General features: G+C 64.1%; 21 protein-coding genes and 1 pseudogene. 18 read left to right on the top strand and 4 right to left on the bottom strand.

The window, feature by feature from the left end:
- The first annotated feature begins 116 nt into the window (after positions 1-116).
- Positions 117-1,322: a D-alanyl-D-alanine carboxypeptidase family protein gene (locus ABQU90_RS13955; protein WP_055850627.1), complete on the top strand. Its 1,206-nt coding sequence runs from the start codon at positions 117-119 to the stop codon at positions 1,320-1,322.
- Between the two features lie 419 nt (positions 1,323-1,741).
- Here the strand turns inward: ABQU90_RS13955 and ABQU90_RS13960 are convergent, their stop codons facing one another.
- A complete protein-coding gene (locus ABQU90_RS13960) occupies positions 1,742-2,803 on the bottom strand; it encodes a lipid A deacylase LpxR family protein (RefSeq protein WP_323521551.1) in 1,062 nt (353 codons plus the stop codon).
- A gap of 266 nt (positions 2,804-3,069) precedes the next feature.
- Here ABQU90_RS13960 and ABQU90_RS13965 point away from each other — a divergent pair, with 266 nt between their 5' ends.
- From ABQU90_RS13965 to ABQU90_RS13985, 5 genes are all read left to right on the top strand, one after another.
- Positions 3,070-4,059, top strand: coding sequence for a CsgG/HfaB family protein (locus ABQU90_RS13965; protein ID WP_055850633.1), 990 nt, complete (start codon positions 3,070-3,072; stop codon positions 4,057-4,059).
- A 267-nt stretch (positions 4,060-4,326) separates the two neighbouring features.
- Positions 4,327-4,605, top strand: a complete 279-nt coding sequence (locus tag ABQU90_RS13970; protein WP_055850635.1) for a YbeD family protein — start codon at positions 4,327-4,329, stop codon at positions 4,603-4,605.
- Entirely contained in the window at positions 4,593-5,291 is a 699-nt protein-coding gene (gene lipB / locus ABQU90_RS13975) for a lipoyl(octanoyl) transferase LipB (RefSeq protein ID WP_115561234.1), read from the top strand. The genes ABQU90_RS13970 and lipB overlap by 13 nt, the downstream gene beginning before the upstream one ends.
- A 14-nt stretch (positions 5,292-5,305) precedes the next feature.
- On the top strand, positions 5,306-6,319 hold the full coding sequence (lipA, locus tag ABQU90_RS13980) for a lipoyl synthase (protein WP_115552955.1): 1,014 nt from the start codon (positions 5,306-5,308) through the stop codon (positions 6,317-6,319).
- Positions 6,320-6,676: 357 nt separating this feature from the next.
- Positions 6,677-8,836 carry a carboxy terminal-processing peptidase gene (locus tag ABQU90_RS13985; protein ID WP_193552426.1) on the top strand — a complete coding sequence of 720 codons (2,160 nt, stop codon included), beginning with the start codon at positions 6,677-6,679 and terminating at the stop codon, positions 8,834-8,836.
- Between the two features lie 185 nt (positions 8,837-9,021).
- Here the strand turns inward: ABQU90_RS13985 and ABQU90_RS13990 are convergent.
- A pseudogene (locus ABQU90_RS13990) lies at positions 9,022-9,764 on the bottom strand (sulfite exporter TauE/SafE family protein).
- 175 nt (positions 9,765-9,939) lie between these two features.
- Here ABQU90_RS13990 and ABQU90_RS13995 point away from each other — a divergent pair.
- The gene (locus ABQU90_RS13995) at positions 9,940-10,824 is read left to right on the top strand and encodes a LysR substrate-binding domain-containing protein (protein WP_115512601.1); all 885 of its coding nucleotides are present in this window, start codon (positions 9,940-9,942) and stop codon (positions 10,822-10,824) included.
- A gap of 54 nt (positions 10,825-10,878) precedes the next feature.
- On the opposite strand, the gene ABQU90_RS14000 is transcribed toward ABQU90_RS13995, so the two are convergent.
- Positions 10,879-11,739, bottom strand: coding sequence for an endonuclease/exonuclease/phosphatase family protein (locus ABQU90_RS14000; protein ID WP_323521552.1), 861 nt, complete (start codon positions 11,737-11,739; stop codon positions 10,879-10,881).
- 167 nt (positions 11,740-11,906) lie between these two features.
- Between ABQU90_RS14000 and ABQU90_RS14005 the strand changes: the two genes are divergently transcribed.
- From ABQU90_RS14005 to gnd, 8 genes are all read left to right on the top strand, one after another.
- The gene (locus ABQU90_RS14005; protein WP_115561238.1) at positions 11,907-12,962 is read left to right on the top strand and encodes a bifunctional nicotinamide-nucleotide adenylyltransferase/Nudix hydroxylase; all 1,056 of its coding nucleotides are present in this window, start codon (positions 11,907-11,909) and stop codon (positions 12,960-12,962) included.
- Positions 12,963-13,087: 125 nt separating this feature from the next.
- A complete protein-coding gene (locus tag ABQU90_RS14010) occupies positions 13,088-14,491 on the top strand; it encodes a nicotinate phosphoribosyltransferase (RefSeq protein ID WP_323521554.1) in 1,404 nt (467 codons plus the stop codon).
- A 22-nt stretch (positions 14,492-14,513) separates the two neighbouring features.
- On the top strand, positions 14,514-15,614 hold the full coding sequence (locus tag ABQU90_RS14015; RefSeq protein WP_323521555.1) for a hypothetical protein: 1,101 nt from the start codon (positions 14,514-14,516) through the stop codon (positions 15,612-15,614).
- Entirely contained in the window at positions 15,607-16,671 is a 1,065-nt protein-coding gene (locus ABQU90_RS14020) for a DNA methyltransferase (protein ID WP_323521556.1), read from the top strand. The genes ABQU90_RS14015 and ABQU90_RS14020 overlap by 8 nt, the downstream gene beginning before the upstream one ends.
- A 73-nt stretch (positions 16,672-16,744) precedes the next feature.
- Positions 16,745-17,527: a DUF2242 domain-containing protein gene (locus ABQU90_RS14025; RefSeq protein WP_115552959.1), complete on the top strand. Its 783-nt coding sequence runs from the start codon at positions 16,745-16,747 to the stop codon at positions 17,525-17,527.
- 124 nt (positions 17,528-17,651) lie between these two features.
- Positions 17,652-18,029 carry a glycine zipper 2TM domain-containing protein gene (locus ABQU90_RS14030; RefSeq protein ID WP_055850660.1) on the top strand — a complete coding sequence of 126 codons (378 nt, stop codon included), beginning with the start codon at positions 17,652-17,654 and terminating at the stop codon, positions 18,027-18,029.
- A gap of 159 nt (positions 18,030-18,188) precedes the next feature.
- Positions 18,189-19,526, top strand: coding sequence for a hypothetical protein (locus tag ABQU90_RS14035; RefSeq protein ID WP_407078729.1), 1,338 nt, complete (start codon positions 18,189-18,191; stop codon positions 19,524-19,526).
- Positions 19,527-19,547: 21 nt separating this feature from the next.
- A complete protein-coding gene (gnd, locus tag ABQU90_RS14040; RefSeq protein ID WP_055850661.1) occupies positions 19,548-20,489 on the top strand; it encodes a phosphogluconate dehydrogenase (NAD(+)-dependent, decarboxylating) in 942 nt (313 codons plus the stop codon).
- A gap of 338 nt (positions 20,490-20,827) precedes the next feature.
- On the opposite strand, the gene ABQU90_RS14045 is transcribed toward gnd, so the two are convergent.
- Positions 20,828-21,886, bottom strand: a complete 1,059-nt coding sequence (locus tag ABQU90_RS14045) for an oxidoreductase (protein WP_323521558.1) — start codon at positions 21,884-21,886, stop codon at positions 20,828-20,830.
- Positions 21,887-22,035: 149 nt separating this feature from the next.
- On the opposite strand from ABQU90_RS14045, the gene ABQU90_RS14050 reads away from it, so the two are divergent.
- The 3 genes from ABQU90_RS14050 (at position 22,036) to ABQU90_RS14060 (ending at position 25,371) form a co-directional block, all read left to right on the top strand.
- A complete protein-coding gene (locus ABQU90_RS14050) occupies positions 22,036-22,407 on the top strand; it encodes a BON domain-containing protein (protein WP_055850667.1) in 372 nt (123 codons plus the stop codon).
- Between the two features lie 715 nt (positions 22,408-23,122).
- The gene (locus tag ABQU90_RS14055; RefSeq protein WP_311238967.1) at positions 23,123-24,934 is read left to right on the top strand and encodes a sensor histidine kinase; all 1,812 of its coding nucleotides are present in this window, start codon (positions 23,123-23,125) and stop codon (positions 24,932-24,934) included.
- Positions 24,931-25,371 (top strand): response regulator, encoded by a 441-nt coding sequence (locus ABQU90_RS14060; protein ID WP_323521559.1) that lies wholly within the window; start codon positions 24,931-24,933, stop codon positions 25,369-25,371. Before ABQU90_RS14055 ends, ABQU90_RS14060 begins: the two co-directional genes overlap by 4 nt.
- Positions 25,372-25,373: the final 2 nt, after the last annotated feature.

A 25,373-nucleotide genomic window follows, 5' to 3' on the forward strand; every position in this document is an offset into this window, starting at 1 on the left:
AGCAGTCACGCTGAACTGTGGAGGCGCGCCGGTCCCTGCGCGCGTCGCCTGAATCTTCATCGCACCTTACAATTTCGTATTACCCAGCCTTCGGGCCCGTCAGGAGTCGTTCTTCAATGAAATTCCGCTTCGCCGCCGCTGCCGTGGCCACGTTCGCCTTCGGCCTGGTCTGCGCCCAGACACCTGCGCCGCAGCCGACTCCCGCTGTGGCTGCCGCGCCGGCTGCACTGCCGGTTCCGCCCGCACCCGCGCCGGCCGTGTCCAAATCCTGGATCCTGATGGACTACGCCACCGGGCAGGTGCTCGCCGGCGACAACATCCATCAGCAGTTGGCACCGGCCAGCATCACCAAGGTGATGACCTCCTACGTGGTGGCCGCGGAAATCAAGAACGGCAAGGTCAAGCGCGACGACCAGGTCATGATGAGCGAGCGCGCCTGGCGCGAGGGCGGCGCCGGCACCGATGGCAGCTATAGCGGCTTCCCGGTTAACCAGACCGCGCGTCTGGAAGACATGGAAAAGGGCATGGCGATCCAGTCCGGCAATGATGCCGCGATTGCGCTGGCCGAGCATGTGGCCGGGAGCGAAGAAGCCTTTGCCTCGCTGATGAACAGCTACGCCGCCAAGATCGGCATGAAGAATTCGTACTTCGTCAATGCGCATGGGTTGAGTGCCGAAGGCCATCATTCCACCGCCTACGACCTGGCGATGCTGGGCCGCGCGATGGTGCGCGATTACCCGGAAACCTATGCATACAACAAGATCAAGGAATTCCAGGTCGGCACCATCAAGCAGAGCAACCGTAACCGGCTGCTGTGGCGCGACCCGGCGGTGGACGGCATCAAGACCGGCCACACCTCCGAGGCTGGCTACTGCCTGCTGAGCTCGGCCAAGCGCGGCGACCAGCGCCTGATCGCGGTGGTCATGGGCGACACCTCTGAAGAACAACGCGCCACTGACAGCCTGGCTCTGCTCAACTGGGGGTTCCGCTTCTTCGAAACCCACAGCCTGTACGCGCCCGGCAAGGTCGTGACCAAGCAGAAGGTCTGGAAGGGCGAGCAGGACGAAGTGCAGTTGGGCGTGGCGCAGCCATTGCTGGTCAGCCTGCAACGCGGCCGCTACAACGACCTCAAGCCCAGCATGGACGTGGCCAAGAATCTCGAAGCGCCCATCAAGAAGGGCCAGCAGGTCGGCACCGTGAAGGTCAGCCTCGACGGCAAGATCATCGCCCAGGCCCCGCTGGTCGCCATCAACGCGGTGGAGGAGGGCGGCTTCTTCAAGCGCCTCTGGGATTCGTTCTGGATGTGGTGGGAATCGGAATAAGTGCAGCAAAAAGCCGGCGAAAGCCGGCTTTTTGTTTGTGGGATTGGGGATTTGGCATTCGGGATTCGCAACAGCCAGAGCAGGTGCAACGCAACCGCAGCCGCTCGGACTAATCCCAATCCCGACTCCCTAATCCCTGACCAGGTGCATCTGGTTAAACGGGACGCTGGCTATGTGGACGCGGCAGCAAGTTCGAATGGTCAAACCAAAAAAACCGGCTTTCGCCGGCTTTTTTGGTTGCGGGATTAGAGAGTTGGCATTCGAGACTGGCAACAGCCAGAGCAGGTGCAAATCCCCAGAAGCTCGCTTTAACGAATCCCAACTCCCCAATCCCCGCTCTCGATCAGGCTGCAGACCATCGCAAAGCCCCAGCAGCCCGCTCTAACGAATCCCCAATCCCGACTCCCCAATCGCAGCCCTCAAAGCATCCGACTGATCGTGAAGCTGCCGTACACCGGGGTTTCGCGTTGGGTCTCGAATTCGCGGGTGCGGTGGTAACGGGCGAGGGCGAACTTCCATCGACCGTACATCACGGCCAGGCCGTAGCCGACATCGCCCACGAACGGGCGCTTGTCCACGCTGTGGCTGTTGCGGAAGGTGTTGCCATCCAGGGTGATATCGCGGATCACCCAGCGCGCGTCGGTGGTCACGAACAGATGGCTCGACCAGCCACTGGAACGTCCCAGCCGGCTCGGCGCAGTGTTTTCGCCCGCCGGGCGGGTGGGGGTGCTGCCGAAGTCGTCCGGCAGTTTCCAGCCAAAACGCGCTTCGCCACCGGCGTTCAGATGCGTGGCCATGTTGCCGACCGCCCCGCCCCAGTGCGAGATGAAATCCCAACCGAATCCATCGGCATTGCTGCTGGCATCGGCCGGCCACCGGCGCATACGTTCGTGCACCAGATTGATCAGCGGCTCGTTATGCAGCTGATTGTCCCAACCCTGGAATTTCTCGTCGCCCAGCGCATCGTGGATCGCATCCTGCGCTTCCTCTGCAAAGGCCCACGGGCCGACCACGCCAATCTGCAGCTGCGTGGTCCGCAGGTGCGCATCGTTGCGCGCGTTGTAGCCGAAGCTCGCCAACAGGATGCCCGCATACGGGCGGTCCTCCGGGATCACGTCGCGACGGGTGTAATCGGTGGGCGTAAAGATTGCCTGGCCGATCGAAAACACCATGTTCTGCTGATCGAACTCGCCTGGGTGCAGCCGCTCCAGATAGCTGTTGACCCAGCGCGCGGTGCGCGGCAGGCACGGGTCGTCGGTGTAGTCTACCAGGTTGGGCGAGACCAGCGTCAGCACCGCACCGTTGGAATACCCCTGATCCTGGTCCTCTCCGCCGAACAGGTCGTTGTCGACCCGGAAATTGACCGCTGGCGGCGTGCGCCCCAGTCGGCTGGAATCGCACTGATCCGCAGCGATGGCCGGCATCGACAGCCCGGTGAGAGAGAGCAGCAAGGCAGCAGACAACGCGCGCGGTCGGAGCATGGAAGGCCTGGGGGAGTAGGAGGGACGGGGTGGTGCAAAGGTGCCTGCGCCAGCGGCTGCGCCGCGTGAACGTACCGGCCCAGGCAGCGGTCCGTTCTGTCTGAGACATGCCGACACTGCGACCTAGTAGCGATGAAAAGCGCGCGCGAATAGCATATGATCCGCCCCCGGGGAAAGAAGCCCCAAGGAACGGCGGCCCTCACAGGCCATTTCATCACCAACGGATCGCGTTCGCCGACGGCAGCGCAGGTGTCAGGGGAATAAACATGAGCAAGACGATTTCTGTGAGCGCAGCTGTACTGTCCGGCGTGCTGGGCATTGCATTGGCTAGCGTCAGCGCGCCGGCATCGGCCGGCTTCAAGGATGCCTTCAAGGGCAAGGGCTCCGCGCAGGACCAACGCAAACAAGGCGTTGCGGAGATCCCGGTGTGCACCAAGCCGCTGGGCAGCCTGTCGGTCATCGAGCCGGAAGACGCAGTCAACTGGTGGACGGGGCAGCAGCTGCCGGCGCCATCCAAGTTGATCAAGGTGTTTGTCAACAAGTCACGCTGCTTCACCCTGGTGGACCGCGGCGCGGGCATGGCTGCATCGCAGCGCGAGCGCGAGATGGCGGCCAGTGGCGATCTGCGTGCGCGTTCCAACATCGGTAAAGGTCAGATCCGCGCGGCCGACTATGTAATGACACCAGATCTCATTTCGCAGAACAGCAATGCTGGCGGCAGTGCGGTTGCAGGTTTGCTGGGCGGCTTGGTGGGCGGTAATGCAGGCGCTCTGGTGGGAGGGTTGAATTTCACCAAGAAGACTGCTGACGTAGCGCTGACCGTCACCGATGTGCGCTCCTCCGAACAGGTCGCCATGGCCGAAGGTAACGCCAAGAAGACCGACATGGGCTGGGGCGGGGCGGGCGGCCTGTTCACTGGCGGCGGTTTAGGCGCGGCTGGCGTTGGTGGTTATGCCAATACCGAAATTGGCCAGGTCATCACGCTGGCGTATCTGCAGGCCTATACCGACATCGTCACCCAGCTGGGCGGGCTGTCCGGCAATGCGGCGGCGTCCAACACCCAGCAGGCGGTCACCGTGACCCGCGCAGGGCGTCTGTTGGCTAACGCCAAGGGCTCAGGCGCAGCAGTGCGCACGCTGGAGCCGGGCATGATGCTGTACCCCACCGGCACCAAGGAAGGCGTCATGTGGGAAGTCGAAGACGAGATGGGGAACCGTGGCTGGGTGTCGTCGGCCATGCTGGAACTGTCCAAGTAAGCACAGGCCTCGGCCGGATGTGTTCGGCTGTGTCAGAAAGTCAGGCGGGCGTTAAAAATCCAGGTGCGCCGCGCGCGCATCTGGCCTTCGGGCGCAGTCTGATTTAGCGGATGTATCGCTTCGCTGTCGAACGCCATCGTTGAACAACCCCGCCAGTCGCTCACTGTCTGGCGGGACGAGCGGAGCCCGTGCCATGCACGTGGCTCCGCTTATCGTTTCGGGGAACGCACACTTGGGTTTGCCCTCCACCGGCCCGATAATGGGGCGATGGATATCAGCACCGACAACCCCGATCACGGCTTCCAGTTTCCCGGTACCTTCGAGCTCAGCGCCATGGGCGCAGCCGAGCGCGGTCTGGAAACCGAATTGCCGCGTCTGCTCGCTGCCACCGGCGTGGAGCTGCTGCAGGAAAGCATCAGCTGGAAGCACTCTTCCAGCGGCAAATACGTCTCGGTCAAGATCGGCTTCCGTGCCGAGAGCCGGGAGCAGTTCGACGCGGCGCATCAGGCACTGCGCGACCACCCGGAAGTGAAGTGGACGCTGTAGCGGCCGAACCTGCGGTGATCGCTGCCTCGATCCCGCCCGCACCGTTGCGCGACCTCGGGCAGCAGGACTATGTGCCGGTGTGGCGCGCAATGCAGCGTTTCACCGATGCGCGCGACGTGCACACCGCCGACGAGGTGTGGGTGGTCGAACATGCCCCAGTGTTCACGCTGGGCCAGGCCGGCAAGCCGGAGCACGTGCTGGCGCCCGGCGACATTCCAGTGCTGCAGGTGGATCGTGGCGGTCAGGTGACCTATCACGGCCCTGGCCAGCTGGTGGTCTACCCGCTGCTGGATCTGCGCCGGCTCAAGATCGGCGTGCGCGATTACGTGTGCAAGATCGAGCAGGCACTGATCGACACGCTGGACGAGTGGAATATCGTGGCCGAACGCCGCGATGGCGCGCCGGGCGTGTACGTCGGTGACGCCAAGATTGCCGCGCTTGGTATCCGGGTGCGACGCGGCTGCACCTTCCATGGGTTGTCGTTCAACGTGGCCATGGACCTGGAGCCGTTCCACCGCATCAACCCGTGCGGGTACGAGGGCCTGCAGGTGACCTCGGTGCTAGACTTGGGCGGCCCCTCAGGGATGAACGCCGTCAAGGCAGTACTGCTCGATCAGCTGGCCCGCCAGTTTGGCCTGACGCTGCACCCCGCCTCCGCAATGCCCGACCTTTCGCTTCCGGCCTGAGCGCCCGTACCGTCATGACCCAGCCTATCGCCCGTTCCATCCCCTTGCAGGTCGTCTCCGGCGACACCGCCGCGCCTGCGCCGCTGCAGACCGGCGTCAAGCAGATCGGTGGCGACAAAATCAACCGCTCGCCGGTGCAGTTTGTGGATGCGCCGGTACTGCGCAAACCGTCGTGGATCCGCGTGCGGATTCCGTCCGGCAACGCGGTGCAGAACCTCAAGGCCAAGTTGCGCGAAAACCGTCTGGTCACGGTGTGCGAAGAGGCCAGCTGCCCGAACATCCACGAGTGCTTCAGCCATGGCACCGCGACCTTCATGATTCTGGGCGAGGTGTGCACGCGGCGGTGCTCGTTCTGCGATGTGGCGCACGGCCGGCCCAAGCCGCCGGACGCCAGCGAGCCGGCAAGCCTGGCCACCACGGTGGCCGATATGGGCCTGAAGTATGTGGTGGTGACCAGCGTGGACCGCGACGATCTGCGCGACGGCGGTGCCCAGCATTTTGTGGACTGCATCACGGCCATCCGGGCCAGTTCGCCCAAGACCCGTATCGAGATCCTGACCCCGGATTTCCGCGGCAAGGGCCGCATGGACCGTGCGCTGGAAATTCTGGCGCTGAGCCCGCCGGACGTGTTCAACCACAACATCGAAACCGTGCCGGACCTGTATCCGAACGTGCGCCCCGGCGCGGATTACCAGTGGTCGCTGACCCTGCTGCAGCGCTTCAAGGCGCAGCATCCGTCCATCGCCACCAAGTCCGGCATCATGCTCGGCCTGGGTGAAACGATGGAGCAGGTGCAGGCCACCTTGCGCGATCTGCGTGCGCACGATGTGGACATGATCACGATCGGTCAGTACCTGCAGCCGACCCCGCACCATCACCCGGTGATGCGCTACTGGACGCCGGAGGAATACAAGGTGCTGGAAGAGTACGGCAACGCACTGGGCTTCAGCCACGTGGCCTCCGGCCCGATGGTGCGCTCGTCGTATCACGCGGATCGGCAGGCTGCCGGCGCCGGCGTGGCTGCCTGAGTAACACCGGGCGCTCGACGCGCCCGGACAGCGCAGCAGGTGACCGCAGCAGCATTCGAAGCTGCGAAGTCATCAGGGCGCTCGCTTGCGCGGGGGTTGCCCTAGCGGCCGCAGACAACTATTTCATCTTCGGCCCTGTGCATTGCACGGGGCCGTGTCGTTTCTGGCTGCCGGGCTTGCGGCGCAAGGTACGGCCGCGTTCACAATCCGATACAGACCCGGCGCTAGGCTGATTCAGCCAGCGGATGACAACGCCAGCAACTTTGGGCACTGTCATGCTGTCTGATCCGTTCACCGCCTTTCTTTCGTCGGCCTTGTGCCGAGAGCCATTCGATGACCTACAACGTTTCTGCGTCCATGAAGGCCGGCCTGCTGGCGCTGGTGTTGACCACTCCGATGGCCTTGCTCGCACGCGCCGATACAGCGCTGCCGGCCGCCGCCACGCCCGATCAGGCGACGGCGACCAAACTTGTCTACGGCCTGCTGTCCGACAGTCGCTATGCCTACCGTCCGCGGACGCTGGACGAGGGGATGTCCAAGGACGTCTTCAAGCGCTATCTGGAATCGCTGGATGGCGGCAAACAGTTCTTTACCCAGGCCGACATCGACGGCTTCGCGCCGCTGCAGGCCGGCGTGGGCGACGCGCTACGCGGCGGCAACCTGGAGCCGGCGTTTCAGGTGTTTGCGGTCTACAAAAAGCGCGTCGATCAGCGCGTCAAATACGCGCGCGACCTGCTCAAGCAGGACTTCGATTTCAACGGTAGCGACAAGTTCGAGTACGACCGCAAGGACGTGCCGTGGGCGTCGGACGACAAACAGCTGGATGTGCTGTGGCGGCAGTCGGTGATGAACGACTGGCTGCGCCTGAAACTGGCCGGCAAGAAGCCTGATGAGATCCGAAAGACCCTGGACAAGCGCTACGCCGCGCTCGCCGATTCGGTGAAGCAGCTGACCGGCGAGAATGTGTTCCAGTCCTTCGTCAACGCATACACCAACGCAGTCGACCCGCACACCGACTACTTCACCCCGCGCACTGCCGAGACGTTCAACCAGCAGATGTCGCTGTCGCTGGAAGGCATCGGCGCGCAACTGCAGAAGCAGGACGACATGGTGGTGATCCGCGAGGTGATCCCGGGTGGTCCGGCGGCGGTGGATGGCACGCTCAAGCCGGGCGATCGCATCGTCGGCGTGGGGCAGGCCAAGTCCGGCGCGATCGAAGATGTGATCGGCTGGCGCATCGACGATGTGGTGGCCAAGATCCGCGGCAGCAAGGATACCCAGGTGCGCCTGGAGTACATTCCGGCCGAGTCGGGCATCGACGGCAAGCACCGCATGGTGACCCTGACCCGTCAGAAGGTGCGTCTGGCCGAACAGGCGGCCAAGGGCGAGACGATCACCCTGCCGGCCAAGGGCAGCGAACCGGAACGCCGCATCGGCATCATCAAGCTGCCGGGCTTCTATCAGGACTTCGAAGGCCGTCGTCGTAACGCGACCGATTACGCGTCCGCAACGCGCGACGTCGCCAAGCTGCTGGCTGGCTTCAAGACCGACAAAGTCGACGGCGTGGTGCTGGATTTGCGTAACAACGGTGGCGGTTCGCTGGACGAAGCGATCGAGCTCACCGGTCTGTTCATCGAGCAGGGGCCGGTGGTGCAGGTGCGCGAATCCGGTGGCCGCGTCACCGTCAATGGCGACAGCAATCCAAAGGTTGCCTGGGATGGTCCGCTGGGCGTGTTGATCAATCGTGGCTCGGCCTCGGCATCGGAAATCTTTGCCGGTGCGATTCAGGATTACGGTCGCGGCCTGGTGATCGGTGAAACCAGCTTCGGCAAGGGCACCGTGCAGAACATCGTCGATCTGGACCGTTGGCCGGCCGCCGAAGGCCAGCGCTATGGACAGGTCAAGCTGACGATTGCGCAGTTCTTCCGTGTCAGCGGCTCCAGCACGCAGCACAAGGGCGTGGTGCCGGATATCGCGTTCCCGGCCAGCGTGGATGCCACCGAGTTCGGTGAAAGCACCTACGACAACGCGCTGCCGTGGACGCGTATCGCTGCCGCGCCGCACACCCAGTACGGCAACTTCGCACCGCTGCTGCCCAAGTTGCAGACGCTGCACACTGCGCGCATCGCTACCGACAAGGAGTTCCAGTGGTGGGAAGAGGACGTCAAGCAGTTCCGCGACGAGAAGGCCAAGAAGTACATCTCGTTGAACGAAGCCGAGCGCGTTGCCGAGCGTCAGAAGCAGGACCAGCAGCGCAAGGACCGCCAGCAGGTGCGCAAGCAGCTGGGCTTGCCGCTGGATCCGCTTGCCGATGACAGCGATGACGGCCTGACCGGCAACGAGCGTGACATCGTCAAGGACACGGCACGCGAGAAGGCGGCGGAAAAGCGTCCCGATCCGCTGCTGCACGAATCTGCCGCGATTCTCGCCGATGCGCTGGGCCTGCTTGTGCAGGATCAGCCACTGTCGGCGCAGGTGCTACCTCAGTCCACAGCGCCGGGCCGTTGGGCTGACTGATCGTTCCCTGAGCACCTGGCGACAGCATTGGGTTGAAGTAAAAAGCGCCACCGCACTGCGGTGGCGTTTTTGTTGGCCGCCCCTTGCATGTCAGGCAAGGCACCGCAGGCGGGTTTGACAGCTGATCGATTGGCTGGCTGCCGTGCCGGTGTGTCGTGCAAGGCTTCATTGCCTCCGACGTAGCTTTACGCCAATGCCTGCCAAACGCCTTGCAGGCCGAGCACCAGCAACGTGGCGAAAAAAAGCGCCGAAACGTATCGGCGGAAATGCGATTGCGCACCCAGGCGCCCAGCCACATGCCGATGGCGGTGGGCAGCAGCGCCCACACCGACGGAGCGATCACCGTGCCGGGAAGCGCGCCGTGCCAGGCAAGGGCACTGGCCAGCGCCAGCGTCGCCACTCCGAAGCACCAGCCAAGAGACCGGATCAACAGCTCGCGCGGCAGTTGCAGTGCGGTGAGGTAGGGCAGCGATGGCAGCACGAACACCCCGGTGGCGCCACTCAACAGACCGGTGGATAGTCCGGCCAACGGTCCTGCCCAGCGCTCGTGATGCGCCTGCATCGTCCAGTGTCGGCGCGCCAGCCCAAGCAAGGCATACAGCGCCAGCAGCACGCCCAACCCGGCGCGGACTAGAGTGGGATCAGCGCCTGTCAGCACCCCCGCGCTCAGCCAGGTACCGAGTGTCACGGTTGCCAGCAATGGCCACAGACGTCGCAGCAGGGTTGGCGTGTCTGGCCCCCAGGCTTGCTGCACATTCGTCACAAGCGAAGGCAGTGCGAGTAATGCCGCTGCCTCGGCAGGCGTCAGCCACAGACCCAGCAGCCCCATTGCAACAGTCGGCAAGCCCATCCCGGCCACGCCCTTGACCCAGCCAGCCAGCAAAAAAATGCCTGCGATCAGATACCAGTGGGTGTGCAAGGTCTGCATGCAGGCAAGGATCCGGGCGTGTTTTGCGCCACACAATGCGTGATTGTTTGATGCAGGCTTCGGTTGAGACGAAGGCTGAGGCATAAGATGCCCACCGTGGAAGGATCAATGGGCTGACCGGCTTCGTCGGCGGCGAGTGCACTTCGATTGACGTACACGTGCTTGGGGAGCGGTCATGCATCTGGAATTTGTGGATTTACGGTTGTTCATTGCGGTGGTCGAGGCGGGCAGCATCACTGCCGGTGCGCAGCGCGCGGCGTTGTCGTTGGCTGCTGCCAGCGCACGGATTCGCGCGCTGGAGGTGCAAGTGGGCGCCGCCCTGCTGGAACGCGGGCGCCGCGGTGTCAGCCTGACCCCGGCCGGTGGCGTGTTGCTGCGGCACGCACGGCAATTGCAACGCCAGACCGAGGCGTTGCAGCTGGAGCTGGGCGGCTATGGCGGCGGCGGGCAGGTGACGCTGCGGCTGGCGGCCAATACTGCGGCGCTGTCGGCATGGCTGCCCGAACGGCTGGCGGAGTTTCTCATCGCACATCCACAGCTGGATCTGGCGCTGACCGAGCAGGGTAGCGACGAGGCGGCCGATGCGGTGCGCGAGGAGCGCGCCGACATCGCCGTGGTCGCAGGCCATGCCGACGTCAGTGGGCTGCAGGTGCTGCCGTTCCGTGAGGATCGGCTGGTGCTGGTGATGGCTGCCACTCATCCACTGGCCGGCGCCTCGACGTTGCGATTGAGCGAGCTCGCGGGAATGGACATGCTGGGGCTGGCTGGCGACAGCGCCTTGCAACGGCATCTGCGCGTGCAAATGAACCGGGCCGGCGCGCAGGTGCGCATGCGTGCAAAAGTACAAGGGATCGACGCGTTGTGCCGCATGCTCGCGCAAGGCATGGGCATGGCAATTCTTCCGAACGCCGCAGTGCAGCGCTCATGCGTGCGCGATCAGCTGGGCACGGTGCCCTTGGATGAAGCCTGGGCACCTCGGCAACTTTCGATCGTGCTGCCTCACGCGTCTGCGTCGTCGCCCATCCTGCAAGCGCTGGTCGACTGTCTGCAACGCGACTGACTTGCGTCCCGTCAGACAGGCCGGCATCGTGACAGTGTCACTTTGCCGGCGCGATTAACGCGGCCAGGCGAATTCGGCCAAGACCGGGTAGTGGTCCGACGGCAGGACACCGCCAGGACGCGCGTCCAGCGTGGTGAAGCGTGTCGGAGTCAGACCGCGAAACAGGATCCAGTCGATGCGCCGAGTCGGGCGGGTGCTGAAGTCCTGGAACGTTTTTTCGGGGCCTTGCGGCGTCGCCACGTTGGCGCGTGCGTCCTTAAGCGTTGCGGTGAGCGTGCGGTAGGTGCCCTGATCGGGATCGCTGTTGAAATCGCCGGTCAGTACCACCGGAACATCTGCCGGCAAGCGTGCGATACGCGACAGGATCATGCGCGCACCTTGTTCGCGCGCTGCCTCATCCTGGTCGCGGTGCGGCAGATGGGTGTTCAACAGATAAAAACGGTGCTTGTCGCTGCGGCGCTCGAACAAGGCCCAGGTGACCATGCGCGGCAGGTCGGTGTTCCAGCTGCTGCTGCCGGGCACGTCGGGGGTGTCGGACAGCCAGAAATCGCCCGATTCCACCACCGACAGCGCGTGGCTATCGTAGAACACGCCCATATGCTCATCGCTGCCATCGGCGCGGCGGCCCTTGCCGAACCAGCGGTAAGCAGGCAACTGCGACGCCAGATACTGCGCCTGATCCTGCACCAACTCCTGGGTGCCGAAGACATCGGGATGGTTGTGCTTGATTAGCTCGACCATGGCCGTGCGTCGTACCGACCAGCGCTTGTCGCCGTCGGTGTCTACCGGCACACGCACGTTGAACGACATCACCCGCAATGGCGCAGGTGCAGCCCATGCAGACAGCGTCATGCACAGCACGGCGATGACAGCGAGCAATGGCCGAGAGACAGCGCGAAGGGACTGCTGTGGCATGCGATGGATTCCGGAATGGCCAGCCGCCAAGTCTAGTCCGCGTGCATGACATAGTGTGTCGGCGCGCGATTGAACAAACACGCTTGACGTGGCCACCTATCGGCGTAGCATTTGCAGCAAGCCAGCGGAGAGACCGCTGACTGACCACTCAACCGTGAGGGATTCTCATGGCAGCACAGTACGACTATCTTGTATTTATCGGGCGTTTTGAGCCCTTTCATAACGGCCACGCTGCCGTCGCCCGCCACGCGCTGGGCAAAGCGAACAAGCTCATTGTGTTGATCGGCTCGGCCGACACACCACGCACCATCCGCAACCCCTGGACCGTCGCCGAACGCGCAGTGATGATCGAGTCCGCATTGCCGGGCGAGAGCGAGCGTTTGATCCTGCGTCCGTTGCGCGACCATCTGTACAACGAAAGCCTGTGGATTGCCGAAGTGCAGCGCCAGGTTGCCGAAGTGGTGAACGCCGATGGTGGCACGCTCGATGCGCGCATCGGCCTGATCGGCATGGACAAGGACGCCAGCAGTTACTACTTGCGTGAGTTCCCGCAGTGGCCGCTGGAAGACGTGCAACATACCGCCACGTTGTCGGCGACCGAGTTACGCCGTTATCTGTTCGAGGCTGGTGACATCGGCTTTCATGGCGGGTTGCTGATGCTGCGCGGCAATGTGCCGGCGCCGGTGTACGAGATGCTGGAAGCGTTCCGCCGCAATTCGCCCAGCTACGCGCAACTGGTGGCGGAATACCGCTTCATCGAGCAGTACCGCGCAGCCTGGAAGGATGCGCCGTATGCACCGACTTTCGTGACCACCGATGCGGTGGTGGTGCATTCCGGGCACGTGCTGCTGGTGCGGCGGCGCGCCGAGCCGGGCAAGGGGTTGTGGGCACTGCCGGGCGGTTTCGTTGCCCAGGAAGAGGGGCTGCTGGACAGCTGCCTGCGCGAGCTGCGCGAGGAAACACGGCTCAAGGTCCCGGTGCCGGTGCTCAAGGGCTCGTTGCGCGGACGCCAGGTCTTCGATCACCCCGAGCGCAGCCTGCGCGGGCGCACCATCACCCATGCATTCCATTTCGAATTTCCGGCCGGTGAGTTGCCCGCGGTGCGCGGCGGCGACGATGCCGATAAGGCGCGCTGGATTCCGATTGCCGAAGTCATGGCGATGGGGCCGCGCCTGTACGAAGACCACCTGCATATTCTTGAATTCTTCCTGGGTCGTGGCTGAGCGCGACATCATCGCCTGCGTGCCGCTGCCGACCGGCGTCGGTCACGTCGATGCGTCTTGCTTGAATCACGACCTCCCACCGGCGGACAGACCGCTGGTTTTCCCGACGCGAAGGAGCTTCCGTCATGCATTACCTCGATAACCTGCTACTCAATACCGACAGCTACAAGGCCAGCCACTGGCTGCAGTATCCGCCCGGTACCGATGCCTCGTTTTTCTATGTCGAATCGCGCGGCGGCGTGTACGACCAGACCGTGTTCTTCGGTCTGCAGTCGATCCTGAAAGAAGCCATCAACCGTCCGGTGACCCACGCCGACATCGACGATGCCAAGGCCTTGCTGGCCGCGCATGGCGAGCCGTTCAACGAAGCCGGCTGGCGCGATATCGTCGACCGCCTTGGCGGACAGTTGCCGATCCGTATCCGTGCGGTGCCCGAAGGCGCGGTGGTGCCCACGCACAACGTGTTGATGACGATCGAATCCACCGACGCCAAGGCGTTCTGGGTGCCGTCGTATCTGGAAACCTTGTTGCTGCGCGTGTGGTACCCGGTAACGGTGGCCACGGTGAGCTGGCAGGTGAAGCAGATCGTGCGCGATTACCTAGAGCGCACCAGCGACGATCCGGAAGGCCAGTTGCCCTTCAAACTGCACGACTTTGGTGCGCGCGGTGTGTCCAGTCTGGGCTCGGCAGCCCTCGGTGGCGCCGCGCATCTGGTGAACTTCCTCGGCACCGATACCTTGTCGGCCTTGCTGCTGGCACGCGCGCATTACCACACGCCGGTGGCGGGGTTTTCGATTCCCGCCGCCGAGCACAGCACCATCACCAGTTGGGGCCGCGAGCGCGAGGTGGATGCGTACCGCAACATGCTCACGCAATTCGCGCATCCGGGTTCCATCGTGGCCGTGGTGTCCGATAGCTACGACATCTATCGCGCCATTCGCGAGCATTGGGGCACAACTTTGCGCGAGGAGATCATCGCCTCCGGCGCGACGGTGGTGATCCGCCCCGATTCCGGCGACCCGGTGGATGTGGTCGAACAGTGCCTGCTATTGCTGGACGAGGCCTTCGGGCATCAGGTCAACGGCAAGGGCTACAAGGTGCTCAACCATGTGCGCGTGATCCAGGGCGACGGCATCAATCCGCAGTCGTTGCGCGCCATTCTGGAGCGCATCACCGCAGCCGGTTATGCCGCCGACAACGTCGCCTTCGGCATGGGTGGTGCATTGCTGCAGAAGGTGGACCGCGACACGCAGAAGTTCGCGTTGAAGTGCTCGGCAGTGCGCGTAGATGGGCAGTGGATCGACGTCTACAAAGACCCGATCACCGACCAGGGCAAGCAGAGCAAGCGCGGCCGGCTGACCCTGCTGCGCGACCGTCGCGATGGCAGTTACCGCAGTGCGTTGCTCGACGAGGTAGCCGCCAGCACCGACAGCGAAGATGCGTTGGTGACGGTATGGGAAAACGGCGCGATGCAGCAGGAATGGACGTTGCAGCAGGTGCGCGAACGTGCCGATGCCGCCCGGCGCTGACGGGTTGCACGCAGGCATGCCCATGCCCGCTTCCATCGACGCTGTGCCGCTGTTGCCTGCCTCACCGCTGTTGGCGCAGTTGCGCGCCACGGCACCCAACCTGCAGCGGCGCGTGCCGCTGCAGGACGACAGCAACCGATGGCATGCGTTGCAGATCGGCGCACGCCGCTATCGGGTTGCATTGCCGATTACGTTGACGCCGTACGCCTCGGTGCGGCCCTGTTCGGCGCACTGCGGGTTTTGTTCGGAGAATCTGCGCCAGCACGCGGGCGGTCTGGCGGGGTCGATGCTGCGCCCGGGCCCGGACTATTTCGCGCAGTTGCGCAGCGCACTGCAGCTGCTGCATACGGTGCCGTTGTCGTATTCGCTGTCGGGCCTGGAAATGACCGACGACGCGCAGTGGCTGCTGACCTTGCTGCACACCTTGTCGACCACGCCCAATGGCCCGCGCGTCGAGCAGCGCGTGCTGTACAGCAATGGTGCAGGCCTGGCGCGTGCGCACGGTGAGCGTCTGCTCGATGCGCTGGTCGATTTCGGCGTGTCCTGGATCGAGCTGTCGCGTCACCACCCGTTGCAGGCGCATAACGACGCGATCATGCGCTTCCGCGCGGACGAGCCCATCGCCGATGCCACGACGTTCGTGCAGACCGCACGTCGCATTGCTGCACGTCTGCCGGTGCGGCTGGTGTGCATCGTGCAACGGGGCGGGGTGTGCAGTGCAGAGGAGATCGCGCGGTATATCGCGTGGGCGCGCAGCTGTGGCGCAGGTCAGGTGATCTTCCGCGAGTTGTCGCGGCTGGATGATGCGTATCGCAACAACGGCACGTTGCGTTACATCGAGCAGCACCGCATCGGTGTGGAGCATCTGCTGGCCGAGTGCATGCAGCAGCCGTGGTGGTCGCGTTGGCAGCTGGACGGCATGACGGAAGGGTATTACTTCTGGAATGTGCGGATGCGCAGCGACGATGGCATGCAAGTGGTGTTCGAAAGCGCCGATTACGCGGCGATGCACGCGCGCCATGCCACCGGCGATGTGTACAAACTGGTGTTCTTCGCCAACGGCCGGCTGTGTGCGGGATGGGACCCGGACGCCGATGTGCTGTGGGACGCAGCAGATGGATGAGTTCGATCAGCGCAGCTGGTGGACGCCGGCAGCCGATGATGCGGCCTGGGCATTGCCCGACGACCTGCGTATGCGCGACCCGCTCAACGGGCGCGACTGTGGTTGGGTCAATCAGATGCGGCCGTTCGTGCGCCACTTCAGCCAACCGGGCGAGCAGGTGTTCGACCCGTTCTGCGGGTTCGGCAGTACGTTGCTGGCTGCGGCCCTCGAAGGCCGCAACGCGCACGGCATGGAGATCGACGATGCGCGTGCGCAGCTGGCACGCACGCGGCTGCAACGGCACGGCGTGGATGCGCCGATCGTGGTCGGCAGCCTGGTGCAGACCGCGCCGGCTGCGCCGATCGATCTGTGTCTGACCAACGTGCCGTATTTCGGTTGCCAGTGGCGCGGTGCGACGGTGGCTGGGCAGCTGTATGCCAGCGCGGACTACGCGGGGTATCTCGCCGGCATGCGCGCGGTGTTTCACGCGTTGCGGCGGCAGTTGCGTCCGGGCGCATTTGGCGTGGCCATGGTCGAGAATGTGCGTGTGGGCGGGCACATGATCCCGCAGGCCTGGGAGTTGGGCCGGATACTCGGCAGCCTGTTCACACTGCACGACGAGCGGGTGCTGTGTTACCCGCGTGCTGCCGCTGGGTTGGAACATGCAGGCACCGCCAGCAATCGTAGTCACGAATACGCGCTGATTTTTCAGCACTGCCGCGCCCGCTTGGATGTACAGCAGGCGTCGCAGCTGCTGCAAGCGGTGCAGGCGCTTGGCGTGCCGGTGGTGGTGCATGGCAGTTATGCGCGTTGGCTGCAATCGCCTGCGCTGGTGCCGCAAGGCCCGGCGGATCTGGACTTGATGCTGCGCGCCGAGCAGCCGCTGTGGGACCGCCTGACCAGCTGGCTGCAGGTGCAGGGCTTCAGCCTGAGCCTGTGGGGCGAACCCTGTCGCGCGCCAGTGGCGCTGGCAACGGTACGTGCGCATCACTACCTGCGCGCCGAGCGGATCGGTGCCGATGGCAGCCGCCTGCAGGTCGACCTGCAACTGCCAGCGGATGAACCGTCGATGCCCTGAGCCGGCAACACGACGCCGCGCGCACATCGGTTGCGGCTATGCTTTGCCTGGTTTTGGATGCCGGAGTCTTCCCATGTCGTGTACTTCCCTGATCGCGCGCGGCGCGCTGCTTGGCGCGTTGGCAACCTTGGTGGGCTGCGGCGGCAGCAAGGGCGACACCATGCTGATGCGCGAGTCGTTCAATTCCGACGATACGTATTCGCGCAGCGTGGCGGCCAGCTCGCCACAGGCCTGCGAAGCCGCACGGCGCGTGCTGTTGAGTCAGGGCTACGCCGTGACGCGTGCCGATGCTGCGGCGGTGGAAGGCAGCAAGAACTTCCAGCTGAAGGAAGCCGACCAGAGCGAGCAGCTCAATCTACGGATTTCCTGCGCCACGCAGGACGGCGGCAAGGCGCAGATCTTCGTCAGCGCGCTGCAGGATCGATACGCTTTGAAGAAGAGCTCCACCTCGGCGAGCGTGGGTGTTGGCGTGCTCGGCTCGTTGTCGTTGCCGGTGGGCAGCAGCGGCGACTCGCTGGTGCGCGTGTCCAGCACCACGGTGCAGGACGCGGCCTTCTACAAGCGCTTTTTCGAACGGCTGAACTCCTATCTGCCCAAGGTGACCGAAGCGGCGCCTGCTGCTGCCGCCGCGATGCCTGCGCCGGTGCCGGCAGCCCCGCACCCGCCGGCGGCTCCAGCCGCACCGCCCGCCGCGGCGCCGACACCGGCGGTCAGCGCGCCTGGTGCGCCAGCCGCTGCAGCACCGAGCCGAACCACGGTCGAGCAGCCGCCCGTCGCACCGTTGCCGGTCGAAGCGCAAGACCCGCCGCCAGCTCCGGCCAACGTGCCGCAGAGCGGACCTGCCACCCAACCGTGACGCGCGATTCACGCACCGCTCCAAAGCCTGAATAGAGGGTTTTGCGCTTCACGTTGTGTTCTCGACCCAGTGGCCAGAGTGCAGCCATGGCTCGCCGAATGGGCGAGAACGATGGAGACGTACGATGAAAATGCGCAATTCCCTGATGGGTATGTCCCTGATCGCTCTGATGGCGACGAGCACCTTCGCGCAAGCGCAGAACTACTCGCAGCACCGGTATACGACGGCAGACGAAGGCCGTAGGTTCAATGACGGCACTCGCGTGCGCTGCAAGAACGTTGAGGTGCAGAAAAATTCCACCGACCCGAATCGCATCGGCGGCACGCTTGCGGGCGCGGCCATCGGCGGTCTGCTTGGTAACCAGGTTGGCGGCGGTAACGGCAAGAAGCTCGCCACCGTGGCAGGCGCGGTTGCCGGTGGTGCAGCGGGTCGCACCATCCAGGGCAACCGCCAGCAAGCTAACGGCAATCGCCAGGTCGAGCGCGTCTGCGAACGTCGCTGAGCTTGATGCAGTGAATGTCACGAGCCCCGGTCCTGCCGGGGCTTTGTTTTGGTCCAGGAGCAGCGCTGTGCTGCCAATCCACTTTTCCGCTCGATGAGTGCATTCCAGGTGCAGAGCAGACGCTGGGCGGTGCGATCCACGCCTGCAGCGCACACACGCGTGCGGCACGCCGCGTGGCGCCGCGTGGCTGCGCTGTTCTGTGCAGTGGCGCTGTGCGGTCTGCAGCTGCTGCAAGTGGCCGCTGCTGCACCAAGTCAAACGGCCAGCATGGCCGCACCCGATTGCGTGGAAGCGCTGTTGCGGCGATTGGGTTGGAGCATCAACAGTGCGTCGATCAGTACGCCAATCATCCAGCGCGGCGCGCCCTGTACGCGGGGCTCGCTTGCGCAGGCGCGCGCAGCGGGCGATCTGCAGATCACACTGCCTGCCGGCTGGGACGCGCAGCAACGCGGCGTAGCGCTGACAGCACTGTTGGACGATTCCGCTACCCAATGCGCCTACGGATTCGACGTTGGCGCCGCCACACGGCGTGCCGTCACCCAACTGCAAGACAATCCGCATTACCGGTTTTCTGCGTTGCAACTGGGCTGGATCGGCTTCGGCTGGCGTGGCGCCGCTGCGCAGGGCTGGAATGGATTCAAGAGCTTTGGCCGCGGCTATCAGCCACGCGGCAGCAATGCGCAGGCGCTGGACGCGTTCTATCGCGGGCAGGTGCGTTCCGAATGCGGCGTGGGGCGGCAGGTGGCCCAGCTCGCCACGCAGCGCGAACTGTATGGCGATGTCGGGTTCGATCAGGTATTTACGCCGGGCGAACTGTCGATCGGTACATTTTTGACCTTGCACGACACCGACAGCATTCTGCTCGGCGCACACGCCGGTGAATTTTTTGCCGACGGTAAAGCGGTGAAGACCGCGCAACTGGGGCGCCAGGCGTTTGTCGGTGCGCCGGGCTTCATCGCGCATGTGTTCGACAAGGCGTATCTGGACGATATCCATAACCAGGCCGAAAACTTCGTGGTGGTGGATGTCAGCGATGCGGCGGCGCAGGCGTTGGCGCGGCATGGCGGCTTTGCGCATTACGACACGATCAACCGGCAGATTTGGGAACTCTCCAGGCAGCTGCAGAGGCCGGGCAAACGACGTTTCGAGCGGTTGCTGTACGAGCGCGACGCGGCGTTGCGGGCAACGCTCGATCCGCAGCAGCAGGCGCGGCTGCAGGAACTGCAGACGTTGCTGGACGATCCGTTCTATCAAGGCTTTCTGGTGTATGTGCATCCCAAGGGCACCAAGCCGATCGGTTATCACGTCGCGCGCCTGCTCGATCGCAACCCGCGCACCCCATATGCGATCGACCTGACCTTGCACAATCTGCGCACCACCTTGTACTGGCGATGGATCGATTGGCAGCTACAACAGTGCGGCGCCAGCACCGTCACGGAACAATCCATTGAAAATTCCGCCACGCCGGCGTACGCCCGGCGTGGCACCCTGCACTGATCAGATCATTGAGGAGTGGTTATGGAACTGGGTATGGTGGGTTTGGGCCGCATGGGCGCCAACATGGCCGAGCGTCTGGTGCACGGCGGGCATCGTGTGCACGGCTACGATCCCGGCGATAGCGCACGTAGCAGCGCACAGGCCAAGGGCATTGTCACTGCCGATGCGTTGGCAGCGCTGGTGTCTGCGCTGCCGAGCCCGCGCGTGGTGTGGCTGATGGTGCCGGCAGGCAAGATCGTCGACGACACGCTGGCGCAACTGCTGCCCTTGTTGCAGGCCGGCGACATCGTCATCGATGGAGGCAATTCGTACTACAAGGATTCGCAACGTCGCGCGGCGCAACTGCAGGAAAGCGGAATTGCATTCGTCGACTGCGGCACCAGCGGTGGCGTCTGGGGCCTGAAGGAAGGCTATAGCCTGATGGTTGGCGGCGAAGAGTCCGCAGTGACCACACTGCATCCGATCCTGGCCACGCTGGCGCCTGCGGCGGACAAGGGCTGGGGGCGGGTGGGCCCGAGCGGTGCTGGCCACTTCACCAAGATGGTCCACAACGGCATCGAGTACGGAATGATGCAGGCCTACGCCGAAGGCTTCGCCCTGATGCAGCACAAGACCGATTTTGCGCTGGATCTGCACCAGGTCTCGGAGATCTGGCGCGACGGGAGCGTGGTGCGTTCGTGGTTGCTGGACCTGACCGCCGATGCGCTGCAACACAACCCGACCATGTCCGGTATCGCGCCGTTCGTAGCCGACTCGGGCGAGGGCCGCTGGACGGTGGCTGAGGCGATCGACCTGGAAGTGTCTGCACCCATCATCACGTTGTCGCTGATGGAGCGGTTGCGTTCGCGCGACAAGGATTCGTTCACAGACAAATTGCTGGCTGCCATGCGCAACCAGTTCGGCGGCCATGCGGTGAAGACCACCACCGCTGCAGCCCCGGCGATCGGAAGCAAGGACGCGTAAGCGCGTCGCTGGCACGGCCGCGGTTGCCGAACGGCGTCGCGGTCGTTGCTCGATTGGAATGCGCTCGATCCGCCTGCGCGTTCTACGCGTGGGCGATGCTGCTCACGATGTGTGTCGCTCGACCCTCAGTGGCCACGGTTTTATTTCGGATCTGCGTGCCTGATGTAGGCGTGTTCGGCAGCTAAAAACTACGGCGCGGTGCGCCAGATCGATGCAGCGACGCTGCGCATGCATGCATCACGTGCATGGCACGCCTTTAGGCGGCAATGCACGATGGCCAGACATTTTCCTGCATCGGCTGCACGCTTTAACTGCGCAAGCAGCCGATGCCTGCGTCATCAAAGCGTGCGCTTACCATCCAGCCATTGCACCTGTCCGGTTGCGGCGCTGTGCTGCGCCAGTTCCAGCAAGCGCATGAGTTGCACCGCGTCTGCGCCATCGACCGGTGCCGGGCCAGTCCCTGCCAACGCATCGCGGAAGGCGGCATAGCACTGCCGATAATCGCCTGGCAGGTTGTCGGGTTGATGGGTGTGTACGCGGCCCTCTTCGTCCACGCGGGTGAGCGTGCCCGGTAACGGGTCCACGCCCCAGCCAACCGTGCCAGGACGACGCCCGGCGCGCAGCTGGTCTTCCTGCGTGTCCAGGCCGTGCTTGAGATAACTGCCGCGCGTGCCGTGCACGGCAAACCGCAGGCGGTTGTCGGCGACCAGCGAGCCGGCGTGCAGGATCACCCGCAGCCGCGGGTAATGCAGGGCGACGTGAAAATAATCGTCGCTGCGCGCCTGGCTGCGCTGGCGCTGCAAATCCGCAGCGATCGCCTGCGGTGCGCCGAACAATTGCAATGCCTGATCGAGCAGGTGCGGGCCCAGGTCGTACCACAGGCCTGCGCCCGGGATGTCGCTTTCGCGCCAGCGGTCGCGGACCTGCGGCCGATAACGGTCGAAGTGCGAATGAAACTCCACAACCTCGCCCAGTTGCCCTTCGTCGATCAGGCGACGCACGGTCAGAAAGTCTGCGTCCCACCGTCGATTCTGGAACACGCTGATGACGCGGCCGGCTGCCGCGGCAGCGTCGACCATGGCACGCGCCTGCGCGGCATCCAGCGCAAAGGGTTTATCGACCAGCACGTGCTTGCCCGCAGCCAGTGCCTGCAATGCGAATGGCGCGTGGGTCTGATTGGGTGTGGCAAGCACGACGGCGTCGAGTGCCGGGTCGGCCAGGGCGCTGTCGAGGTCGGCAACGACGCTGATCTCCGGGAAATCGGCTTGCGCCTGTTGCGGCTTGGACGACACCACGCTGTGCAAGCGCAGGCCCGGCGTGCTGGCGATCAGCGGCGCATGGAAGGTGTGGCCGACATAGCCGTAGCCGACGACGGCCAGATTGAACGGTTTAGCCATTGAAAACGGTTCATCGCAACGAACGAGGGAATCTGCATGGTATTGCACCCACCCGTGTGCGCGGGGTTCACAACCTCTGCATGCAACGGTCACGTGTACGCGACGACCGCCGCCGCAAGCTGCAGCCACATTCAACGGGAGTGATTCGAATGAAGAACATGATGCATGCACGCAAGCTGTTGGCGCTGTCGTTGTCGCTCGGTCTGACCCTGGGTGCTTCGCAGGCATTTGCTGCGCCGCAGGACATGGGCGCGCACAAGGACCACGCCGCCGGCATGAATGAATCCAAGAAGCCTGTCACCGATACCTGGATCACCACCAAGGTCAAGGCCGATCTGCTCGCTACCGATAACGTGTCTGGCACCGACGTCAAGGTCGAGACCAAGAACGGTATCGTGATGTTGACCGGTTCGGTTGCAACCCAGGCCGAGCACGACAAGGCCGTGGCTGTTGCCAAGGGCATCGAAGGCGTCAAGAGCGTCAAGTCGACCGGCCTGAAGGTCGTCGCTGCGAAGATGTAATTGCAGCGGCAGCGAATGCTGGGCCAGCTGCGGCGAGGCAGTTGAACCGGGCACGAAGCGCACTCTACGGAGTGCGCTTTTTTTTGTGCGTCGTCAGGGAGGCCAGTTATCGGCGTGCTCGCGCGATCAGCGCTGGAACGCTGGCTTGTTGTGCGGTGCTGGCAGGCGCTGATTCGCTGCAGTGCCCAGCACCCGCTCGCTAGGTTTTGTTGGCTGCTTTTCTGACGCAGCTTGTCGTCGTGCGATGCTCCGTGTGCCGGTGATGGACATCGATACTTCGGTCACTGTCTACGGCGACGCATTGGGTTGGTATCCGATCATGCCGTCGACTTGGGATCATTGCAGCGGACCGAGCCATCTGCTGATGTGGATGGCGATGCCTTCGGTACTGGCGGGGATCCGTACCTGTCGACGCGCGATCGCATCAGGTGAGCGTCTATGCGTGGCAGCGCTCAGGATCGAACGCAGGCATGCAGGTGCCCAGTTGTGGTGTGGCGCCCCCGTTGGACGCGCCCAGGGCCCATCGTTCACCACGGCGCCGACAAACGGCGGCCTTCTCGCGCCATTTTCACCTTTGCTGCACTTATGATATGCCCATTCAGCTATGTCACGATGGCGGCGTCATGAGCTGAATCATTCATCTCGCTTGGGGTGTGATCGGAGACAATACCGACGCGTCTTTAGGCACGTGCAGCGAACGGATACAGACCTAGCAATGCAGACAACGGTCCAAGCAGACAGATGGGATCGCTGGCGCCTGCCCTTATTGGCGGTTGCCGTGTGCCTCATTGTGGTGGTGCCGTCGTTGCTGCTGCAGCAGATGGCGCGCAACGCCAATCAGGCGGCGGTGTGGGTATCGCATAGCCAGGAAGTGCAGGAGACCGCGCAGCGGTTGGAAGCGGCCATGCGCGATACCGAATCAGCCGCGTTGATGCGCTCGCACGGCGTGGAGCGCCCGGCGTTGCTGGAACGCATGCGACGTGGCCGGCGCGAGTCGCTGGCCGCGGTCGAGCGATTGATCGAACTGACCAAGGACAACCCGGCGCAGCAGGTGCGCATGGGGCGTATCCAGAGCACCATCGAGCGTCGGCTGTTGCTGGCCGAGCGGATTGCGGTGACCACCGGGCAGGCACAGATTCGCGCGCTGATCGACGATATGACCTTGAACAACCCGATCCGCGTGCTGATCGATGAGTTGCAGGGTGCCGAGGGCCGGTTGCTGACCCTGCGCAACGCGCGCGCGGACACCGAGCGCCTGCACTACGCGGTGCTGAGCTGGGCCGCGCTGGCCGTGCAGCTGCTCTTGCTGGCGACAGTGATCTGGCTGCTGCAGAGGCAGATCCGCCGCCGTCTCGCCGCCGAGCAGGAATATCTGCGCGCCAGCGGCCGTGCCAGCTCGGTGCTGCAGACCGTGCGCGAGCCGATCGTGTTGCTGGATACCAATCAACGCATCGTGCTGCACAACCCCGCCTTCGCCGAGTTGTACGGCCTGGAGGAGCGCGGCAACGAATTGATGGCGCTGGAAGATGTGGGCGAGGGGGTCTGGCGCGATCCGCTGTTCCATCAGCGCTTGGCCGACGTGTTGCTGCGTGGCCGCGAGCTGTGGGACTTCGAGCATGAGCAGCGCGCCGCCGATGGCGTGTTGCGCACCATGCTGATCAACGCCCGCCGCATGCCGCTGCCGGACACCGTCGACGAAGACGTGGTACTGATGACGGTCAGCGACATCAGCCTGCAAAAGGCCTCGCAACTGCGCATCCAGGAGCTCAACCGGCAGATGGAGGGCAAGGTGGAGCAGGTGTCGGAGGTCAATCGCGAACTGGAAGCCTTCAGCTATTCGGTATCGCACGACCTGCGCGCGCCGCTGCGGCATGTGGCCGGTTTCTCGGACAAGCTGGCGCGCCATCTTGGCGATGCGGCGGACGAGAAATCGCGTCACTACATGGAAGTGATCAGCTCCTCGGCGCGGCGCATGGCGTCGTTGATCGACGACCTGCTGGTGTATTCGCGCCTGGGTCGCAGCGCGTTGCGGCTGCAGGCGGTGGATATGCAATCGCTGGTGGCCGAGACGCGTGCGATCCTGGATTCCAACGTGCAGAGCGAGAATACCGGCCACCGTGTGGACTGGCATGTCGCGCCGTTGCCGGTGCTGGTGGCCGACGAAAACATGATGCGCCAGCTGTGGATGAATCTGCTGGGCAATGCGGTCAAGTACAGCGCCAAGCGCGAGGTGGCCAGGATCGAGGTCAGCTACACGCCGATGGCCGACGGCGGCCATCAGTTCAGCGTGCGCGACAATGGCGCGGGCTTCGACATGGAGTACAGCGGCAAGTTGTTCGGCGTGTTCCAGCGCTTGCACAAGGCCAGCGAGTACGCTGGCACCGGCATCGGTCTGGCCAGCGTGCGGCGCGTGTTGACGCGTCACGGTGGCCGCATTTGGGCTGAAGGCGTCGTCGATGAAGGCGCCACGTTTTATTTCGAGCTTCCTCCTGCGCTTGAAGCGCCCAACCAAGAGTTCAGTGTATGACCGCCATCCGTACCATTCTTCTGGCAGAAGACAGCCCGGCCGATGCCGAGATGGCAGTCGACGCCCTGCGCGACGCCCGTCTTGCCAACCCCATCGTGCACGTCGAAGACGGCGTGGAAGCCATGGATTACCTGCTGCGCCGCGGCGCCTATGCCAACCGCGAGGAAGGCCTGCCGGCGGTGCTGCTGCTGGACATCAAGATGCCGCGCCTGGATGGGCTGGAAGTGCTCAAGCAGGTGCGCAACGATGAATCACTCAAGCGCCTTCCGGTGGTGATCCTGTCGTCCTCGCGCGAAGAGAGCGATCTTGCCCGCAGCTGGGACCTGGGCGTCAATGCCTACGTGGTCAAGCCGGTGGATGTCGATCAGTTCTTTACCGCGGTCAAGACGCTCGGCACGTTCTGGGCGGTGATCAATCAGGCACCGGAGCTGGACTGACC

This window comes from Xanthomonas sp. WHRI 10207 (assembly GCF_040202975.1).
In the GTDB taxonomy this organism is placed as follows: Bacteria; Pseudomonadota; Gammaproteobacteria; order Xanthomonadales; family Xanthomonadaceae; genus Xanthomonas.